12 protein-coding genes are annotated in these 18412 nt (G+C 55.1%); 10 read left to right on the top strand and 2 right to left on the bottom strand.

Translation table 11 applies throughout. The annotated features are described in order from the left end of the window. Positions 1-71: 71 nt before the first annotated feature. Entirely contained in the window at positions 72-1436 is a 1365-nt protein-coding gene (locus tag Q0824_RS08210; RefSeq protein ID WP_298449205.1) for a lysine 2,3-aminomutase, read from the bottom strand. Positions 1437-2089: 653 nt separating this feature from the next. Between Q0824_RS08210 and aceE the strand changes: the two genes are divergently transcribed. The 8 genes from aceE (at position 2090) to astB (ending at position 13472) form a co-directional block, all read left to right on the top strand. Further along, a complete protein-coding gene (aceE, locus tag Q0824_RS08205) occupies positions 2090-4753 on the top strand; it encodes a pyruvate dehydrogenase (acetyl-transferring), homodimeric type (protein WP_298449203.1) in 2664 nt (887 codons plus the stop codon). A gap of 10 nt (positions 4754-4763) precedes the next feature. Next, positions 4764-6422 (top strand): dihydrolipoyllysine-residue acetyltransferase, encoded by a 1659-nt coding sequence (aceF, locus tag Q0824_RS08200; RefSeq protein WP_298449201.1) that lies wholly within the window; start codon positions 4764-4766, stop codon positions 6420-6422. A 177-nt stretch (positions 6423-6599) separates the two neighbouring features. Next, a complete protein-coding gene (locus tag Q0824_RS08195; protein WP_298449199.1) occupies positions 6600-7121 on the top strand; it encodes a DUF2478 domain-containing protein in 522 nt (173 codons plus the stop codon). A gap of 122 nt (positions 7122-7243) precedes the next feature. After that, the gene (locus Q0824_RS08190) at positions 7244-8458 is read left to right on the top strand and encodes an aspartate aminotransferase family protein (protein ID WP_298449197.1); all 1215 of its coding nucleotides are present in this window, start codon (positions 7244-7246) and stop codon (positions 8456-8458) included. An 8-nt stretch (positions 8459-8466) separates the two neighbouring features. Further along, positions 8467-9507, top strand: coding sequence for an arginine N-succinyltransferase (locus Q0824_RS08185; RefSeq protein WP_298449195.1), 1041 nt, complete (start codon positions 8467-8469; stop codon positions 9505-9507). After that, the gene (gene astA, locus Q0824_RS08180) at positions 9501-10565 is read left to right on the top strand and encodes an arginine N-succinyltransferase (protein WP_298449193.1); all 1065 of its coding nucleotides are present in this window, start codon (positions 9501-9503) and stop codon (positions 10563-10565) included. The genes Q0824_RS08185 and astA overlap by 7 nt, the downstream gene beginning before the upstream one ends. 35 nt (positions 10566-10600) lie before the next feature. Then, positions 10601-12079, top strand: coding sequence for a succinylglutamate-semialdehyde dehydrogenase (astD, locus tag Q0824_RS08175; protein WP_298449191.1), 1479 nt, complete (start codon positions 10601-10603; stop codon positions 12077-12079). A gap of 52 nt (positions 12080-12131) precedes the next feature. Continuing rightward, positions 12132-13472 (top strand): N-succinylarginine dihydrolase, encoded by a 1341-nt coding sequence (gene astB / locus Q0824_RS08170; protein WP_298449189.1) that lies wholly within the window; start codon positions 12132-12134, stop codon positions 13470-13472. A 30-nt stretch (positions 13473-13502) separates the two neighbouring features. Here the strand turns inward: astB and Q0824_RS08165 are convergent, their stop codons facing one another. Next, positions 13503-14141 (bottom strand): TetR/AcrR family transcriptional regulator, encoded by a 639-nt coding sequence (locus Q0824_RS08165; RefSeq protein ID WP_298449187.1) that lies wholly within the window; start codon positions 14139-14141, stop codon positions 13503-13505. 165 nt (positions 14142-14306) lie between these two features. Between Q0824_RS08165 and Q0824_RS08160 the strand changes: the two genes are divergently transcribed. Together Q0824_RS08160 and Q0824_RS08155 are read left to right on the top strand one after the other, a co-directional pair. Further along, positions 14307-15386 (top strand): efflux RND transporter periplasmic adaptor subunit, encoded by a 1080-nt coding sequence (locus Q0824_RS08160; RefSeq protein WP_298449185.1) that lies wholly within the window; start codon positions 14307-14309, stop codon positions 15384-15386. Then, the gene (locus tag Q0824_RS08155; RefSeq protein ID WP_298449182.1) at positions 15386-18412 is read left to right on the top strand and encodes an efflux RND transporter permease subunit; all 3027 of its coding nucleotides are present in this window, start codon (positions 15386-15388) and stop codon (positions 18410-18412) included. The genes Q0824_RS08160 and Q0824_RS08155 overlap by 1 nt, the downstream gene beginning before the upstream one ends.

Here is an 18412-nt window from a genome sequence, read left to right as displayed (position 1 = left end):
GGCCAAGAAAAAGGGCCAGATGAATCCCTTCATCTGGCCCTTTTCTCCATCTCTTATCAGGTCACGGCCTCTTAGCCATTCCCTTTCTTCATTTCCTCAAACTCATCCTCAAAGAAGAACTTCTCCTCCCCGAATGCCGGCTCCAGCTCATGCAGCCAGGTAGCTGTTTCGCTGTACTTGGCAAAGAACGGGCGCTGTACCCAGTCCGGGTTACGGCCCTGCAGGAAGCGCAGCACAAAGACTTTCTCACCGGCGACTTCTGCAATGCCCTGAACTTCTACCTTGCCGGGCCCTGCACTCATGCTAGGTCCGCGAGCAGTGCGGGCCAGGCCGCTGACTTTTTTCATGGCCTCGCGGTAAATCTGGAAGGCTTCGGCTAGCGGCACTTCAAAGTAGTTCTTGGCGCCGGTATCCCGCTCTACAAACATGTAGTAGGGGATGATGCCCAGCTGAACTTCTTTCTTCCAGAGCTTGGCCCAGTCATCTGCATTGTCGTTAACGTGCTTGATCAGCGGCCCTTGTGCGCGAATTTCAGCACCGGTGGCGCGAATGCGACGGATGGCTTCTTCGGCGATGTCGGTGGTGATTTCTTGCCAGTGGTTGTAGTGGGCCATGATCGCAATGTGCTTACCGGCATCTACCAGTTTGGCGAACAACTCAATTAGCTCGTCAGCATCTTTATCAGTCACAAAGCGGTACGGCCAGAAGGTTAAAGCCTTGGTGCCAATGCGAATGGTCTGGATGTGGTCAAACTCTGGCTGTAACAGAGGTTCAAGGTACTGGGCCAGGCTCTTGGTCTTCATCACCATGGGGTCGCCACCGGTTACCAGCAGGTCGGTTACTTCTGTGTGCTCCTGCAGGTAGCCGTGCAGCTTTTCAGCCTCGGTGCTGGACATCTTCAGGTCTTTGTCGCCCACAAACTGCGCCCAGCGGAAGCAGAAGGTGCAATAAGAGTGGCAGGTCTGGCCCTGGGCCGGGAAGAAGAGCACGGTTTCGCGATATTTGTGCTGCACCCCGTCGAGCACTTCGCCTTCCAGCTCCGGCATGTTCATTTCCATTTGGCCGGCTGGGTGCGGGTTCAGGTCGTCACGGATCTCTTTTGCTACCGCTTGAATCTCTTTCTTCTCCGCGCCTTCCCGGTGCAGCTTGGCCATGCGGTCAAAGTGCTCGTCTTTCAGCATGCCTTTTTGCGGGAACACCAACTGATAAATGGGGTCGTTGGGTACCTTGTCCCAGTTAATCAGTTCGTTGATCACGTACTCGTTCACACGGAAGGGCAGCACGCTGGCTACTACCTTCATTTCAAACAGGGTCTCTTCCGGAAGATTCTGGATGATCTCGATTTTGTCTAGTTGGCGGTCTGTATAAACCTTGAAGCGTCGTTCCTCGAATTCTGTTGTAGGAATCCGGTTTGGAAAAGTGACGATTGAGTTCATGGTTCGCCCTCAGTAATTAAAGGTATGAAATGTCAGGAGCGCAAAATAAACGCCGCTCCGGTGGTCAAAAAATGGGCAGGCGAGTATACATAAATTATTGTTTAGTTTCAGGTCTAATTAAAAATGCGCAGAAGAAAATTCGGTTATTTTGTTTTTGTGACCGTAACAAATTGAAATGTATACATAAAAATATGGTTTCGCGGCAGGCTTGAGTGTCAAGATCGTTTAGCGTGGTAATGAAAGCTTGGGTGTTATCGCGACTAAGACGTTGGTCTGAGTCTGGTTGTTTGGTGCTCTTAAAAAGGGCATTATTGCGTAACTAATCGTAATTGTGATTGTGTTTGGCGCGTAGGTTTCGCCTTTTTGTTGGTTTTTACCGTAAATGCGTAGTAAAAATACTACGGATTTTGAGTACTGACCGAATGATACCTGGCTGGTTTGGCGCCACAGTCTGATCATCCGGCAGGGACGGGCAGTAAAAACAGAAAAGCTGTTCTATGCTTGATGGACGCAGTTAGTAACCTTGACCGGTATGTCTACCGGAAAAAAATACATAACGAAAACGTTGCCGTTGTTGCAGTTAACTTGATACCGCATGCGCGGGTGCCACGCCTGGCACTTGCAGCACTTTTGGATGCGAAGGGGGAGGTTTGATGTACCAGGATGATGATCCCATAGAAACGAGCGAATGGCTTGATGCACTTGAGTCGCTCATGGAGAACGAAGGCATAGAGCGGGTTAAGTACATTCTGGAGCGCCTTTCTGAGCGTGCCAGCCGTGACGGCACCGAGCTGCCGTATTCAATTACTACACCGTTCCGAAATACTATTCCGGCAACCCAGGAAGCGCGGATGCCGGGCGACCTGTTTATGGAGCGCCGGATTCGGTCACTGATCCGCTGGAACGCCATGGCCATGGTTGTGCGTGCCAACAAGCGGCCGGGCGATCTGGGCGGCCATATATCGACCTTCTCATCTGCAGCCACGCTCTACGACGTTGGCTTTAACTACTTTTTCCATGGTGGTGATGAAAAGCGTGAGTCCGACTTGATCTATTTTCAGGGTCACGCCTCGCCGGGCAACTACGCTCGGTCTTTTCTGGAAGGACGGTTTACAGAAGCCCAGCTTGATAAATATCGCGAGGAAGTGGATGGAGACGGCCTCTCCTCGTATCCGCACCCCTGGCTAATGCCGGATTACTGGCAGTTCCCCACCGTATCTATGGGGCTTGGGCCGATTCAGGCCATTTATCAGGCCCACGTGATGAAGTACCTGGATAGCCGCGAACTCGTTGAAATGGGCAATCGCAAGGTTTGGTGCTTTGTGGGTGATGGTGAGACCGACGAGCCGGAAACCCTGGGGTGTATCTCAAAAGCCGGTCGGGAAAATCTCGACAACCTGGTGTTTGTGGTGAACTGTAACCTGCAACGCCTGGATGGTCCGGTGCGTGGTAACGGTAAGATTATTCAAGAGCTTGAAGGCACCTTCCGGGGAGCTGGCTGGAACGTGATCAAGGTGGTTTGGGGTCGGGTTTGGGACACCCTGTTCGACCTGGATGAACACGGCGTTATGCAGCGGGCCATGGACGAGATTTGCGATGGTGACCTGCAGAACTTTACCCATAACGGTCCATCCCATACCCGCAAACACTTCTTTGGCAAGTACCCGCAGTTGGCCAAGCTGGTAGAAGACTGGACCGACGAAGATATCAACAAGCTCAATCGGGGTGGTCACGACCCCTACAAAGTGTACGCCGCTTATCAGAAGGCTATGACCGAGGCGAACGGCAAGCCGACGGTTATTCTTGCGCACACGATTAAAGGTTATGGTTTTGGTGCGGCGGGCGAGTCTCAGAACACGGCCCACTCACTGAAGAAGCTGGATATTGAAACCCTCAAGTCATTCCGCGATCGCTTTGCAATTCCGCTGAAAGATGAAGAGCTGGAAGACGTACCCTATTACCGGCCAGCGCCAGACAGCCCCGAGCTGGTGTACATGAACAAGCGCAGGCAGGAGTTGGGTGGCTTTTATCCCCGTCGCCGCAAGGATTGTCAGCCTCTTCAGATTCCTGATCTGGATATTTTCAAACAGGTTCTGGAAGGTTCTAGTGGCCGTGAAATCTCCACAACCATGGCGTTTGTGCGCCTGCTGGGAGCGCTCGTTAAAGATAAGCGTATTGGCAAGCGGATAGTGCCAATCGTGCCGGATGAGGCTCGTACCTTCGGTATGGAAGGTATGTTCCGTCAGCTGGGGATCTACACGTCTGAGGGGCAAAAGTATGTACCCCAGGATCGTGAACAGATCATGTATTACCGGGAGGACAAGAAAGGACAGATTCTGCAGGAAGGTATTAACGAAGGTGGTGCTATGGCCGCGTGGATGGCGGCTGCGACATCTTATAGCAACAACAACTTCCCGCTGATTCCGTTCTACGCGTTCTACTCCATGTTTGGCTTCCAGCGCGTGGGCGATCTGGCTTGGGCATCCGGCGACATGCAGGCGCGTGGTTTCCTTATTGGAGGCACTGCCGGGCGCACTACGCTGAATGGTGAAGGCTTGCAGCACCAGGATGGTCACAGCCATGTGCTGGCAAACACCATTCCCAACTGTAAAGCGTACGATCCGGCATTCGGATATGAGATGGCCGTAGTGATTCACCACGGCATGAAGGAAATGTTTGAAGAGAATAAAAACGTTTTCTACTACATCACCATGGAAAACGAGAACTATGAGCAGCCGGCCATGCCCAAGGGCGTGGAAGACGACATTATCAAAGGCATGTACAAGTTCGAATCCGTCGAAGTAAAAGGTGGCAAGAAAAAGCTGCGTGTACAGCTACTGGGTGCCGGAGCCATTCTCAACGAAGTGCGGGCAGCGGCTCAGATGCTGAAAGACGACTGGGGTATAGCCTCCGATGTCTGGAGCGTCACCAGCTTTAACGAACTTGCCCGAGACGGTCAGCACGTTGAACGTTGGAACCTGCTGCATCCGGATGACAAGGTTCGTAAGGCTCACGTCACTCAGTGCCTGGAGAAGCAGACAGGCCCTGTCGTATCGTCGACAGATTACGTCAAGCTGCACTCCGAGCAACTGCGTGCGTTCATCCCCAAAACATTCCTGACACTGGGTACCGATGGTTTTGGTCGCAGTGACACTCGCGAGAAGCTGAGAAGCTTCTTCGAGGTGGATCGTTATTACGTAACGGTAGCTGCTCTGTCGGCCTTGGCCAAAGATGGCGAGGTGAAGCAGGAGCAGGTTCTTGAAGCCATGCGCAAGTACGGTATCGATCGTAATAAAACGAACCCGGCGCACTGCTAAGGAGACCGTCATGAGCGAACAGGAAATCAAGGTTCCCGATCTTGGCGGGGCAGATGAAGTTGAGATAATCGAGATTCTGGTCAGTGTTGGCGACTCGGTTGAGGCAGAGGACTCCATTCTGACTGTTGAAACCGATAAGGCCTCTGTAGATTTGCCATCCCCTGGTGCCGGTAAAATCACCAAGCTTTCCGTGAAGGTTGGGGACAAGGTGAAAGAAGGCGACGTGGTGGCAATGATGGACGCTGGCGGAGCTTCTGGCGGAACTGACGATGAGCCGGAAGCGAAAGCAGAAAGTGAGTCCAGTGCTGATTCGGATGGAAAGCCCGAGCCCGAAAAACCCAAGCCAGAACCGAAGAAAAAGTCAGGCGGCTCCCGCACGGAAACGGTGTTGGTTCCGCCTCTGGATGGTATGGAAGACGTGCCGGTTATCGAGGTCAACATATCTGAAGGCGACACCATTGAGGTAGATGCGTCTTTGGTAACGGTTGAATCCGATAAGGCATCCATGGATATACCGTCTCCATACGCCGGTAAGGTGGTGAAGGTTCTGGTGAGTGAAGGAGACAAGTTGTCTGAAGGCGACAAGCTCCTGGAAATGACGGTCGCCGACGATAGCGACGAGGACGATGACGATCAGGGCGAGACGGCTGCCGACTCGGGCCAGGAAGCAAAGCCTGAACCTGAAGCCGATGATAAGCCGTCGAAGGAGCCCGAGGCACAGCCCCAGAGCTCAACCTACGAGCCGCCTTCGCCGGGTTCCAGAGTTCATGCTGGCCCGGCCGTGCGCAAACTGGCTCGCGAGCTGGGTGCAGATATGACTCGCATCAAAGGGTCTGGCCCGAAAAGCCGGATTCTGAAAGACGATGTGAACGATTATGTGAAAAGTCAGCTGCAACAGACTCAGCAAGGAAGTTCGGGCGCTGGTACGGGGTCTGGAATACCAGGTGTGAAGCTGCCAGATTTCAGCCAATTCGGTGATATTGAGCGAGAGCCCATGTCACGGATGATGGCGGTGACGGCCAGCAACATGCAGCGCAGTTGGCTGAACGTGCCCCACGTCACCCAGTTTGAGGATGCGGATATCTCCGATATGGAGGCATTCCGAAAATCCCAGAAAGCGGCTGGTGAAAAGAGGGGCGTGAAGATGACGCCGTTGCCGTTTATTCTCAAGGCCTGTGCAACGGCATTGGCGGAGCTGCCGCAATTCAACGTGTCTCTGGATTTGGAGCGCAAAGAGGTGGTTCGCAAGCAATACATTCATATTGGTATTGCTGTGGATACGCCCAACGGGCTGATGGTTCCGGTGATTCGCGATGTCGATCAGAAAGGCCTTTGGGAGTTGGCGGCAGAAAGTGCCGAGCTTGCCCAGAAAGCCCGTGACAGGAAGTTAAAGCCTGCAGAGATGCAGGGCGCTTGTTTCACCATTACAAGCTTGGGTGGAATCGGTGGTACGGCTTTCACGCCAATTGTGAATACGCCGGAGGTGGCGATTCTTGGGGTGTCCCGGGCTGCAATGAAGCCTGTATGGGATGGAAGCGAGTTTCAGCCGAGGCTGATGCTACCGCTGTCGTTGTCTTACGATCACCGAGCGGTGAACGGGGCTGATGCAGCGCGCTTTACCTCATTGCTTGGTGAGCTGCTTGGGGATATTCGCTCCCTTTTGCTGTGAAACTAGCCAGACAGGCTTCCAGTCTATGAAATTTGGGGGCAGCAAAAGGCGGGCTTAACAGGCCCGCCTTTTGCGTTTTGGTATGGAGCAAAGCAGTCCGGAGTTACTGATCCAGAGCAATGAGCGTATTTTCAAACCCGCTAGGCTTGTCTTACTTAGTCAGCAGGTAACACACGTATGAGCACACAGCTGAATTTCGCGGCAATAATCTACGACAACGATGAGCAGGCAGTGGATCAGTTGTTGCATAAGGTGGCAGCAACCCTGAACCAGCGAGGCGATCGAGTGGCTGGCTTATCCATGGTGTTGAATGAGCATGGGTTACGGCGAGAACCCATGGCGCTACAGGATCTGGAAACGGGTCAGGAGTATTCCATTGCCCAGAACCTTGGAAAAGAATCGCAATCCTGTTGCCTCGATCCCCGTGGGTTGGCAGATGCAACGAGCGTGATACGCGGATTGCTAGAGCAGCCACCCAAGCTGGCGGTTGTTAACCGGTTCGGCCAGCAGGAAATCGGCGGCAATGGGTTCCGCGCGGAATTTGTTCAGCTACTTGCTGCCGGCATTCCGGTTTTAACGGTGGTGAAGCGAAAGTTCCTTTCTCAGTGGCATGATTTTGGTGGTGAAACCGCGGTTGACTTGCCGTTCTCCGAGGCAGCAGTGCTGCATTGGTGTGACGGAGTTTTAAGGGGGCAATAGCACCAGATGTGCTGAAGCATTAAGTGGCGTAGTATAAGTGACTGATCCGCACACCTACTTACTTGCCTACGCCGGCAACTCTACTATTTTTATAGGCTTAACTGCTTTTCCGAGAGAGATCTATGAACAAAGAACCTGTCAGCCGCGAACTGTTTGATGAAGTTATGGTACCCAACTACGCACCGGGCTCTATTATTCCCGTGCGAGGCGAGGGTTCCCGAATTTGGGATCAGGATGGCCGCGAGTTTATAGATCTTCAGGGTGGTATTGCCGTGAGTTGTCTCGGGCATTCGCACCCAGGGCTGGTGGGTGCCCTGGTGGAGCAGGCGGAGAAAATCTGGCACCTCTCTAACGTGATGACCAACGAGCCTGCTTTGCGTTTGGCTAAAACTCTGTGCGATCTCACATTTGCTGAGCGGGTGTTCTTTGCCAACTCCGGTGGTGAAGCCAACGAGGCGGCGTTCAAGCTGGCACGTCGTTATGGCTGGGAGCACACAGGCCCTGAGAAACACGAAATTATCTCTTTCAAGAACGCCTTCCACGGCCGTACCTTATTCACCGTGAGTGTGGGCGGGCAGGCAAAGTATCTGGAGGGATTTGAGCCTGCGCCGGGCGGCATCCACCACGCAGACTTTAACGATCTGGAATCCGTCAAGAAACTGATCTCCAAGGCAAAGACCTGTGCGGTGGTTGTGGAACCAATTCAGGGTGAGAGCGGAGTGGTTCCAGCCGACCCTGAATTCCTGGAAGGCCTGCGCAAGCTCTGTGATGACAACAGCGCTTTGCTGATTTTTGATGAGGTGCAGTCCGGGGTGGGCCGTACAGGTCATCTGTATGCATACGAGATGTATGGTGTAGTACCAGACATTCTTACCAGCGCCAAAGGCTTGGGCGGTGGTTTCCCGGTAGCCGCCATGCTGACCACTGCAAAAGTTGCAGCCAGTCTTGGCGTAGGCACCCATGGCAGCACCTATGGTGGCAATGCCCTGGCTTGCGCGGTTGCCCAAAAGGTTATCGATACCGTAAGCCAGCCCGAGATCCTCAAGGGTGTCAAGGCCCGTTCTGAGCACCTGCGTAAAGGCATGATGGATATTGGTGAGCGCTATGAACTCTTCAGTGAGGTTCGCGGTGCCGGGCTTTTGCTGGGTTGTGTGCTGACCGAAAAATGGAAAGGAAAGGCGAAGGAATTTCTCAACGCCGGCCTGGATGAAGGTGTGATGGTGTTGATTGCTGGCGCCGATGTTATTCGATTGGCACCTTCGCTGATCATTCCGGATACCGATATTGATGAAGCGCTTGAGCGCTTTGAAGCAGCGGTGAAGAAACTGACTGCCTAGGAGCTTTTATGTGGTTGGTACGTCCGGCACTACCCGATGACGTGAACCAGATACTGGAGATAGCCGGCGCGGCGGGTTCAGAAACCGCCCGTCTCTCATCCACGCTGCCCCGGCAGCGTGACGCGCTTGCCGAAAAAATAAAACACTCGCTAACTTCTCTCGCCGGTAAAACAATCTCTGGCGGCCCGTTGCCACGGTTTCTTTTCGTTCTGGAGGATACCGCCACAGGCAGGATCCATGGCACGGCGGGTATTGATGCTCGTGCAGGTAATGGTCAGCCGTTTTATAACTACCGCCGGGATGCATTGATTCATGCCTCCCACGAGCTAGGCATATCAAGCCGCGTAGACGTTCTCTACCCGAGTCACGGTCTGACCGATCACACATTGCTTTGCTCGTTTTCCATCACGCCTGAGTTGCGCAACACGGAAGCCTTTGAGCTCTTGTCCCGAGCCCGAATCCTGTTCATCGCCGAGCATCGCGACTGGTTTACCCAGCGGGTTGCTGTGGAAATTCAGGGCGTGCAGCACGAGGATGGCAGTGTGCCCTTCTGGGACAGTTTGGGGCGTCACTTTTTTAATATGGATTTTGAAACAGCTGACCAGCACTCGGGCGCGCTCAGTAAAACCTTTATTGCGGAGCTTATGCCGCCGCACCCTGTGTACGTCACTTTGCTTTCCGAAGCGGCGCAGGAGGCGTTAGGGCAGCCTCACGAACTGACTGTGCCAAACCTTGAGTTGTTGCAGAGAGAAGGTTTTCAGGCGGGTTGCTATCTGGACATTTTCGATGGTGGGCCGGTGCTGGAAGCGCGCACCGACGCCCTGCACACATTGGTAACCAGTCAGCGCAAAGCCCTCCATGGCTCTGTGAATGATGCTGGCGATGGGAGCGGAGATCTTTGCCTTATTGCCGCGGGTGGTGGCGCTGGGTTCCGTTGTACGCTTGCTCGTGCTGCCGGCACGCTTGAAGGTACCCTCAAGGTACCTGTGAAGGTCTGGGGTTTACTCGACAAGACTGCAGGTGATGAAGTGAGGGTAGCGCCATGCTAGTCATTCGACCACTTCAGCAAACTGATCTTGAAGATCTTTACGCCATGGCTCAGAAAGCGGGCAAGGGACTGACCTCGTTGCCGGCCGACCGGGACATGTTGCAGCGTAAAATCAACCAGGCACAGGAAACCTTCAATCAGCGTTGTGCACCGGAAGCGGGCCTGTACCTGTTTGCCCTGGAAGATACGGATACTGGCAAAGCGGTAGGAATCAGCGGTATTCAGGCCCGGGTGGGCCTGGATGAGGTGTTTTATAACTATCGGCTCAGCGTTACCGTAAACGCCTCCAAAGAGCTGGGTGTGCATGTGCGAACGCCAACACTGCACCTGTCAAACGACATGACAGACACCAGTGAGATCTGTTCCTTGCTGCTATCCAGCGATTACCACGGTGGCGGCAATGGTCTGCTTCTGTCCCGCTGTCGCTTCATGTTTCTTGATGAGTTTAGAAAGCACTTCTCTGAAAAAGTATTTGCGGAAATGCGCGGTGTGTCTGATGAGCAGGGAATGAGCCCGCTTTGGGACGCGCTGGGTAGCAAGTTCTTTGATATGGAATTCATAGAAGCCGACATGCTGTCCGGGCTTGGCAATAAGGCGTTTATTGCTGAGCTGATGCCCAAATACCCTATATACCTGCCTATGCTGCCGGATTCGGCACGGGCGGTTGTCGGCATGGTTCATGGTAATACGGCTCCGGCGCTTACCATGCTGAAAGCCGAAGGGTTTAACTTTAATGGCATGGTCGACATCTTTGATGGTGGCCCGGTGGTTGAGGCATTCGTGCACACCATTCGCACAGTTCGGGACAGTTTCAACCGCTATGCCTCTGTGACCCGAAAAGCCATAGATCTCGATGTGCCGGCGGATAAGCGGGTGATGATTTCCAATCGCTCGTTCCGTAACTTTCGGGTAACTACGGTGCCCGCCAGTTGCGTGGGTATAGACACAATCAGCCTTCCACCGGAAGTGGCAGAGGCCTTGCAGATAGAGTCGGGCGACCCGGTTCGGCTGGCCCCCCTTAAGGAAAGGACTCAGGCACCGGCCAAAGCCGCGAGCTAAAAACGTACAATTCCAGCAGCAGGAGAGTGAGTGATATGGCAAACCTGACCGGCGAACTGTTTATTGGTGGGCTTTGGCTTCAGGGCCATGGCCCCGCGTTCGAGTCTGTTCAGCCCGTTACCGGCAAGGCCGTATGGGAAGGTACTGGTGCCAGCCTGGCTGATGTGGATGCAGCCGTGCGCAGCGCGCGGGACGCCTTCCTGAAATGGCGGCGCAAGAGCTTTGCCGAGCGCCTTTCGGTTGTTGAGGCTTTTGCTGAATTGCTGGAAGCAAACAAGGAGGAGCTGGCCCACCAGATTGGCCTGGAAACCGGTAAACCCCTTTGGGAGTCCCGTACGGAAGTGGCTGCCATGGCCGGCAAGATCGGCATTTCGGTGAAAGCCTATAATGAACGCACCGGGCACAGCGAATCGGATGTTGCGGGTGGCCATGCGGTGCTTCGTCATAAGCCCCATGGGGTGGTTGCGGTGTTTGGCCCTTACAACTTTCCCGGCCACCTTCCTAATGGCCATATTGTGCCGGCGCTATTGGCGGGCAATACGGTGGTATTCAAACCCAGTGAGTTGACGCCCGGCGTGGCGGAGTTGACGGTGAAACTGTGGGAGAAAGCTGGCTTGCCCGATGGTGTAATCAACCTGGTTCAGGGTGCTGCGGATACAGGCAAGTCGCTTGCGGGCCACCCTGCAATTGACGGCTTGTTCTTTACCGGTAGCTCAACGGTAGGTCATAAGCTGCATGAGCAACTTGGAGGCCAGCCGGAGAAGATTCTTGCCCTGGAAATGGGTGGTAACAACGCGCTGATTGTACAGGATATTTCGGACATCGATGGCGCGGTCCATCACGCTCTGCAGTCGGCGTTTTTGTCTGCTGGACAGCGCTGCACTTGCGCCCGCAGATTGCTGGTTCCAAAGGGCACGAAGGGCGATGAGTTTCTGGATCGCCTTGTGGCGGTGTCTGCACGTATCCAGGTTGGAGAGTTTGATGATAAACCCCAACCGTTTATGGGCTCGGTGATTTCTGCACAGGCGGCAGAAAAACTTTTGGCTGCTCAGGCCAGCATGCTCGAAAAAGGTGGAATATCCATGCTGGAGATGAAACAACTCAAACCAAACACTGGCCTTCTTTCTCCAGGCATTGTGGATGTAAGCGGGTTGGAGCTGCCGGATGAGGAGTTCTTCGGGCCGCTATTAACCGTCTATCGGTACAAGGGTTTCGATGATGCCCTGGAGCTGGCTAACAACACCCGTTATGGGCTTTCTGCCGGCTTGCTTTCGGACGACAGAAAGCTCTACGAGCGGTTGCTGGAAGAGGCAAGGGCGGGCATTGTTAACTGGAACCGCCCTTTGACCGGCGCCAGCAGTGCCGCACCTTTTGGTGGCGTAGGCGCCAGCGGAAATCATCGGGCCAGCGCCTATTACGCTGCAGATTACTGCGCCTGGCCTATGGCCTCTCTTGAAGCGGGCAAAAGCGAGGTGCCGGAAAGCTTGTCGCCGGGCCTTAACTTCGATTCCTGATTGGCAACGTTGAGCTTTATTCCCTGAATCCGAATGGACGGAATTCCCAGACATGGCAAAACATGCGGTAGAAGCAAACTTTGATGGCCTGGTTGGCCCAACCCACAATTATGCGGGCCTGTCTTGGGGCAACGTGGCATCGAAGTCCAATGTGAATGCGGTATCCAACCCCCGGGAGGCTGCGCTTCAGGGGTTGGCGAAAATGAAGCGCCTGTCGGACCGGGGCTACGTTCAGGGTGTATTGCCGCCCCATGAACGTCCTCATGTTCCCTCTCTCAAAGCGCTCGGGTTCAGCGGCACGGATGCGCAAATTCTGGCGCAGGCAGCCAAGTCCAGCCCGTCGATTATGGCGGCTGTGGCGTCAGCTTCGTCCATGTGGACAGCCAATGCAGCGACGGTTTCTCCCAGTGCCGATACAGACGACCACAGGGTGCACTTCACCCCCGCCAATTTGAGCGCCAAGTTCCATCGCTCCATTGAGCACAGGGTAACTGGCCGCATGCTCAAATCTATCTTTGCGGACGAGGGGTACTTTGCCCATCATCCGGCGCTGCCATCAGTCAGCCACTTTGGCGATGAAGGCGCAGCCAACCACACCCGGCTTTGCGGCGGGTATGGTGAACCGGGGGTGGAGCTGTTTGTGTATGGCCAGATTGCATTTAACGAGCAAGCACCGGCTCCGAAAAAATACCCGGCCCGGCAGACTCTTGAAGCCTCACAGGCAATCGCCCGTCTGCACGGCCTCAAAAATGGCCATCTGGTATTTGCCCAACAAAACCCTGCAGCCATTGATGCGGGTGTCTTTCATAACGATGTTATTGCGGTAGGTAATGGTAATACGCTCTTCTACCACGAGATGGCGTTTCTTGATGAACAGCGGGTGCTGTCAGATATTCGTGCTCGGTTGACTGGCGCTGAACTGGAGGCCGTTCGCGTAAGCAGCGGGGAAGTGCCGATTGCGGATGCAGTCGCGTCTTATCTTTTCAACAGCCAGTTGCTGAATACGCCCGATGGTATGTTGCTGGCGGTTCCGGGTGAGTGCAGGGAAGTGCCCTCTGTGAGCAAGTACCTGGATAAGCTGCTGGCCTCTGGCGGGCCGATTACCGCGGTGGAAGTGTTTGATGTGAAACAGTCCATGCGCAATGGCGGTGGCCCTGCTTGCCTGCGTTTGCGAGTGGTTCTGAATGACGACGAACTAAAGGCCATGCATCGGGGTGTGATTCTGACTGATGCGCTGTATGAGCGCCTGACAACCTGGGTTGAAGCCCACTACCGTAGCGAACTAAGCAGGGATGACCTGGCGGATCCCATGCTGCTGGAAGAAGTACGCAAAGCGCTGGATGAGCTGACCGGAATTCTGGGGCTGGGTTCTATTTACGATTTCCAGATGTAGCAGCCTCCCCCACTGGTCATAAAAGCATGGTCAGGGTGCGGCAATCGAAGCAGTCAGCATGTCCATAGTGTGCCGGATAAGGCTTTCGGCCGGGAAGATATCGCCACTTTCGCTGGCTTCGGATTGGCATAGCAAAAGCGCGCCGTGCAGTGCCCCGCGCAGATAGAGCGCGGTCTGCTCCGGGCTGTGGATACGTTGACGGCTCATGGTGCCATCTTTCAGCCCCAGTTCTATGGCCTCAGTCATAAGCGTCATCAGCTCTGTCTTTGAGCAAAGCATTTCTTTGGCTTGTGTTTCATCTGCCTCTGCCATGGCGGTGGAGGCTTTGGTAAGGGCAGAGAAATAATCTGGCTCATCCAGATAGAAGCGATAATAGGATTCCCCCATAGCGCGAATTTGCGCCAGCCCCGTATCGGCAGTCAGCCGTGCCTTTCTGAAGCGTTCATACAAACTATGCCCTGCACGCAGCATGATGCCCCGTTGAATTGCCGCCTTATCCTTGAAGTAAACATACAGTAAAGCCCGGCTCAGGCTTGCCGTGCGTGCAATGTCATCCATGGAGGTGCGTTCGTAGCCCTTCTCTGAAAAGACCCGTTCAGCGGCGTCCAGAATCGTGTCGTAGCGGGCCTGTTTCTCCCGTTCACGGCGTGTTTTCAGCGGTTCAGTCATCTGGCTCTCTCGTCAGGCTCTTTCAGCGGTTAATTTTTCAATTGGAGAATGAAAGCTGATTATTGACATAATGTCAAAGAATGACATTATGTCGTGCTCAACGCCCCCGGATTTCCGCAGGAAGCGGTATCAACACCAACTTGAGCACGGACGAAAGGATACTTTATGACACCATCGCGCACCCCTGTTGCCCTTTTATTTCTTGCTGCCTGCGGCCTGTTCCTATCCGGTTGCATGGCCGATGATGCCCCTGCTGCCTCGGGTGAGCATGCAGTTTCGGTGCGTGTTTCAGAGGTCACGGGTGGCGAGGCCCAGGAAATTACCCTGCGTTTTTCCGGCATTGTACGGTCAACCCAGCGCGCAACGCTTACCTTTCAAGTTAGCGGAACGCTTCGGGAGCGGGCCGTGGAATTGGGCCAGACAGTTGCCGCCGGCGACTTGCTGGCACGGGTGTACAATCCGGCGCTGGAACCTGCACGGGATTCGGCAAAAGCCAAGCTTGACGAGTTGCACACCCGTCACGAACAGGCCAAACGTGAGTGGGAGCGCTCAAGCCGGCTGCACGAACGAGGCGTGGTATCCGAGCAAAACCTTGAACAGATTGCGGCTCGCCGGGATTCCCTGAAGGCCAGCGTGGCAACAGCTCAAGCGGCATTGGCTGAGGCTACCCAGTTGCTGGAAGAAAGCGCCTTGCGAGCGCCATTTGGCGGTCGTGTGGAAGCGCTATTGGTAGAACGGGATGAGTTTGTGGCGGCGGGCCAGCCGGTAATGCGCTTGTCTTCACCTGAAGGTAAAGAAGTGGAAGTGCGGGTGCCGGCTTATCTGTTGGCCCACGTGGCAGTGGATGAAGAATTGCCAGTGTGGTCTGTGCAGAATCGAATCGAGGCTCCGGTACTTGGCTCTGTTGTTGAAATTGCTCAGGCGGGCGCTATCCGGGGTGAGTTGCATCCGGTTCTGGTTAGCTTGCCGATCAATACCCTGGATACCGGAGAGCCAGTTGAAGTAGGTATAACACCCACCCGGGAATCAGCCATGACTGTGCCGCTTTTGTCCGTGCTCCGCAGCGCGGATGGCATGACGGTATTCCGCGTGCGTGAAGGTATTGCCCGGCGAGTACCCATACAGGTTGAGCGTGTTGTGGGTGAGCGCGTCGTGGTGCGCACAGGTGAGCTGGAACCCGGCGATCAAGTGGTTTACGCAGGTATGACGCGCCTTGCAGACGGTGATGCCGTGGAGGTGCGCTGATGACGCGCCGGCTACTCAATTATCAGCGATTGTTGGGCATGGTGGTTACCATGCTGTGTTTGCTGGGTATTGCGGCATACAGCACTATGCCGCGCCAGGAAGACCCCTCATTTCCGTACCGGGCCGGGTTGGTGTCGGTGAGCTATCCGGGTGCCAGTGCCGATGCTGTAGAGCGATTGGTGCTCCGGCCGCTAACGGATGAACTGCGGCAGGTCGAGGAAATAGACTTTTCCCAAGGTACAGCCCGTACCGGTGTGGCGCTTGTCAGGTTGCGCTTGAACGACGATATTTACGATACAGATCCCGCGTGGGACCGCGTTCGCCAAGCGATGGAGCGTGCAAAGCAAGACTTCCCCGACGACATTGGCCAGATGGCTTTGGATGACCGCCTGATTGATAACCCAGCGATTGTTCTTGCCATAGGCGGCGCGTCTTCAGTGAGTGAGCTGACGGATGTGGCGGAACGGCTCAAAGAAAACCTGTCCGATCTGGGTGGTGTCTCCCGTATTGAACTGGAAGGGGATGCCGATGAGCAGATCACCCTGGCTCTGGATGATGCGGCGCTTTACCGCCTTGGTATCTCGCCGGCTCGAATTCTGCAAACCCTTGCTCAACGTAACCAGACCACCCCCGGCGGTTTTGTGGTTGTGGACGGTCGCCGTTTGTCTGTGCTTCCTAATACGGAGTTTGCGGATATTGATGCCATCCGAGCCACACCCATAGAGCTTCCGGACGGTTCTCAGGTGCCACTGGCGGCGGCTGCAGACGTGTGGCGTGGCCCAGCAGAGCCACGCCAGCCAGAAACCTGGTTTGATGGTGAGCGGGTTGTATTACTCTCGTTGATTATGGAAGAGGGCACCACCGACGCGATCCGTTTTGGTGAGCGAGTGCGGGAGCGGGTTGAACAGATACGCGGGGACTTCGAGCCCTACGAAATCCGCGAGATGTTCTTTCAGCCGGATAAAGTCTCTGAGCGTTTGGATAATCTGGCCTGGAGTCTGGTGCTTTCGGTACTGATCATCGTAGCGGTGGTGTTCACCGGCATGGGCATCCGAATGGGCCTGCTGGTGGCTTCCATTCTGCCGATGGTGGCTCTGATCAGCGTTGGGCTTTACGATCTTGGCGGTGGCGTGCTGCACCAGATAGCAGTTATCGGCATGGTGATCTCTCTGGGCATTCTGATCGACAACGCCATTGTGATTGTTGAGAACATTCAGGGGCACCTTGATGTGGGCGTGCGCCGTTTGGACGCTCTGCGCAAAGCGGTTGGTGAGCTTGCGGGCCCATTGGGAGCCTCCACTGGCACCACACTTGCTGCCTTTGCTCCGCTATTACTTGCCAAGGGCGGTGCGGCAGATTTCACCCGGGGCGTGCCGGTGATGATTATGCTCACGCTGTCTGTAAGTTACCTGTTGGCGATCTCAGTGGTTCCCCTGCTGGCAGCACGCTTCCTCAAGCCTCGCCGCAATGCCGAGGCTGACCGCCTGCTTGGATTGGCGCGTTTTCTTGGTGGCATGGTGTACCGCCATCCAAAGCGCCTGATTGCTGCTGGCGCTTTTCTGGTTGTGATCAGTTTGTCCATGACGACATTTATGGCGCAACAGTTCTTCCCCAATGCCGACCGGCCTCAGGTGATTGTTGAGCTCTTTATGCCGGAAGGCACAGACCAACAGCGCACCGCTGAAGCCGCTGCCAATCTGGAGCACGCCATACGCACTCAGCCCAATGCGCTTCAGATTCATCGGTTTGTGGGCTTTACCGGCCCCGCTTTTTATTACAATCTCCAGCGGGCCCCCCAAGCGCCGAACAGAGGCCGGCTTGTGATAGCCACGCCGACGCTGGAAGACACAACCGGCATGATTCACTGGATTCGTGCCCACGTGGATGAACAGATGCCCGAGCTGGACGTAAGCGTGGGTGTTCTGGGGCAGGGGCCGCCGAGCATTGCTCCGGTGGAAGTGCGTGTGTACCACGCCGACGACAAGACACGCACCCATGCAGTAGAGCAGTTGTTCAGTGCATTGCGTCAGGTGGAGGGCACAGTGGATGTGCGGCACGATCTGGACATTGGCGTACCCAGCATCGCCATAAACGTAGACGACGCCACCGCTGCACGATACGGGCTTACCCGTGCGGATGTGGCTCAAAGCCTGTATGGCCAGAGTTTTGGTGTGGTTGCCGAGCGCTACCGCCAGGAAAAAGACCCGATACCACTGGTGCTGAGATCCCAGGAAGGCACCTCGCTGCCACTGGAACGATTGCTTTCAGTGAATATCTATAACGAGCGAGGGCAAGCGGTACCGCTGTCTGCTGTGGCCAGCGTGGAGACAACTTGGGAGCCAGCTGCACGCTACCTGCGTAACGGAACCCGGCTGAACACCGTGACCGCAAATCTGCTGACAGGCTACAGCTTCAGCCAGGCGCTGGATGGGCTGCAACGAGCGCTGGAAGATAACCCTCTGCCTGAAGGTACCCGTATGGAAATGGGCGGCGATGCCGAAGGCTCAGGCGACGCTAACGGTGCTCTGCTAACAGCCGCGCCCATTGGCATACTCTTGCTGCTCTTCTTTTTGCTGTTGCAGTTCAACTCCTTCCGCCGGGTTGGCATTATCCTGCTGACCGTACCCCTGGCCACCGTGGGTATATTCCCCGGCTTGGTGCTATCTGGTTCGCCCTTCGGATTTCAGTCGATGTTGGGCGTGATCGCACTGGTGGGCATTGTGGTCAACAACGCCATAGTGCTGCTGGATGTGATGGACAGAGAGTTGGAAAACGGCGAAAACATCCACGAAGCCATGCGCAAAGCCGTAATACAGCGAACCCGGCCCATCCTGCTGACCACAGCCACCACCGTAGCCGGCTTGTTGCCGCTTGCCTTCTCGAGCTCCACACTTTGGCCGCCCATGGCTTGGGCGATTATCTCAGGGCTACTGGCTTCAACTGTGCTGACCCTGCTGGTGATCCCCGCGGTGTGTACGCAGCTGATCAAGGTGAAAGTGGCTGAACCCGAAAACGCTCCGGCGTAG

The sequence above is a fragment of the uncultured Marinobacter sp. genome, from assembly GCF_947488835.1.
In the GTDB taxonomy this organism is placed as follows: Bacteria; Pseudomonadota; Gammaproteobacteria; order Pseudomonadales; family Oleiphilaceae; genus Marinobacter.
The sequence above is the reverse complement of the archived record's forward strand: the minus strand, read 5'-3'. Positions and strand labels throughout refer to the sequence as shown.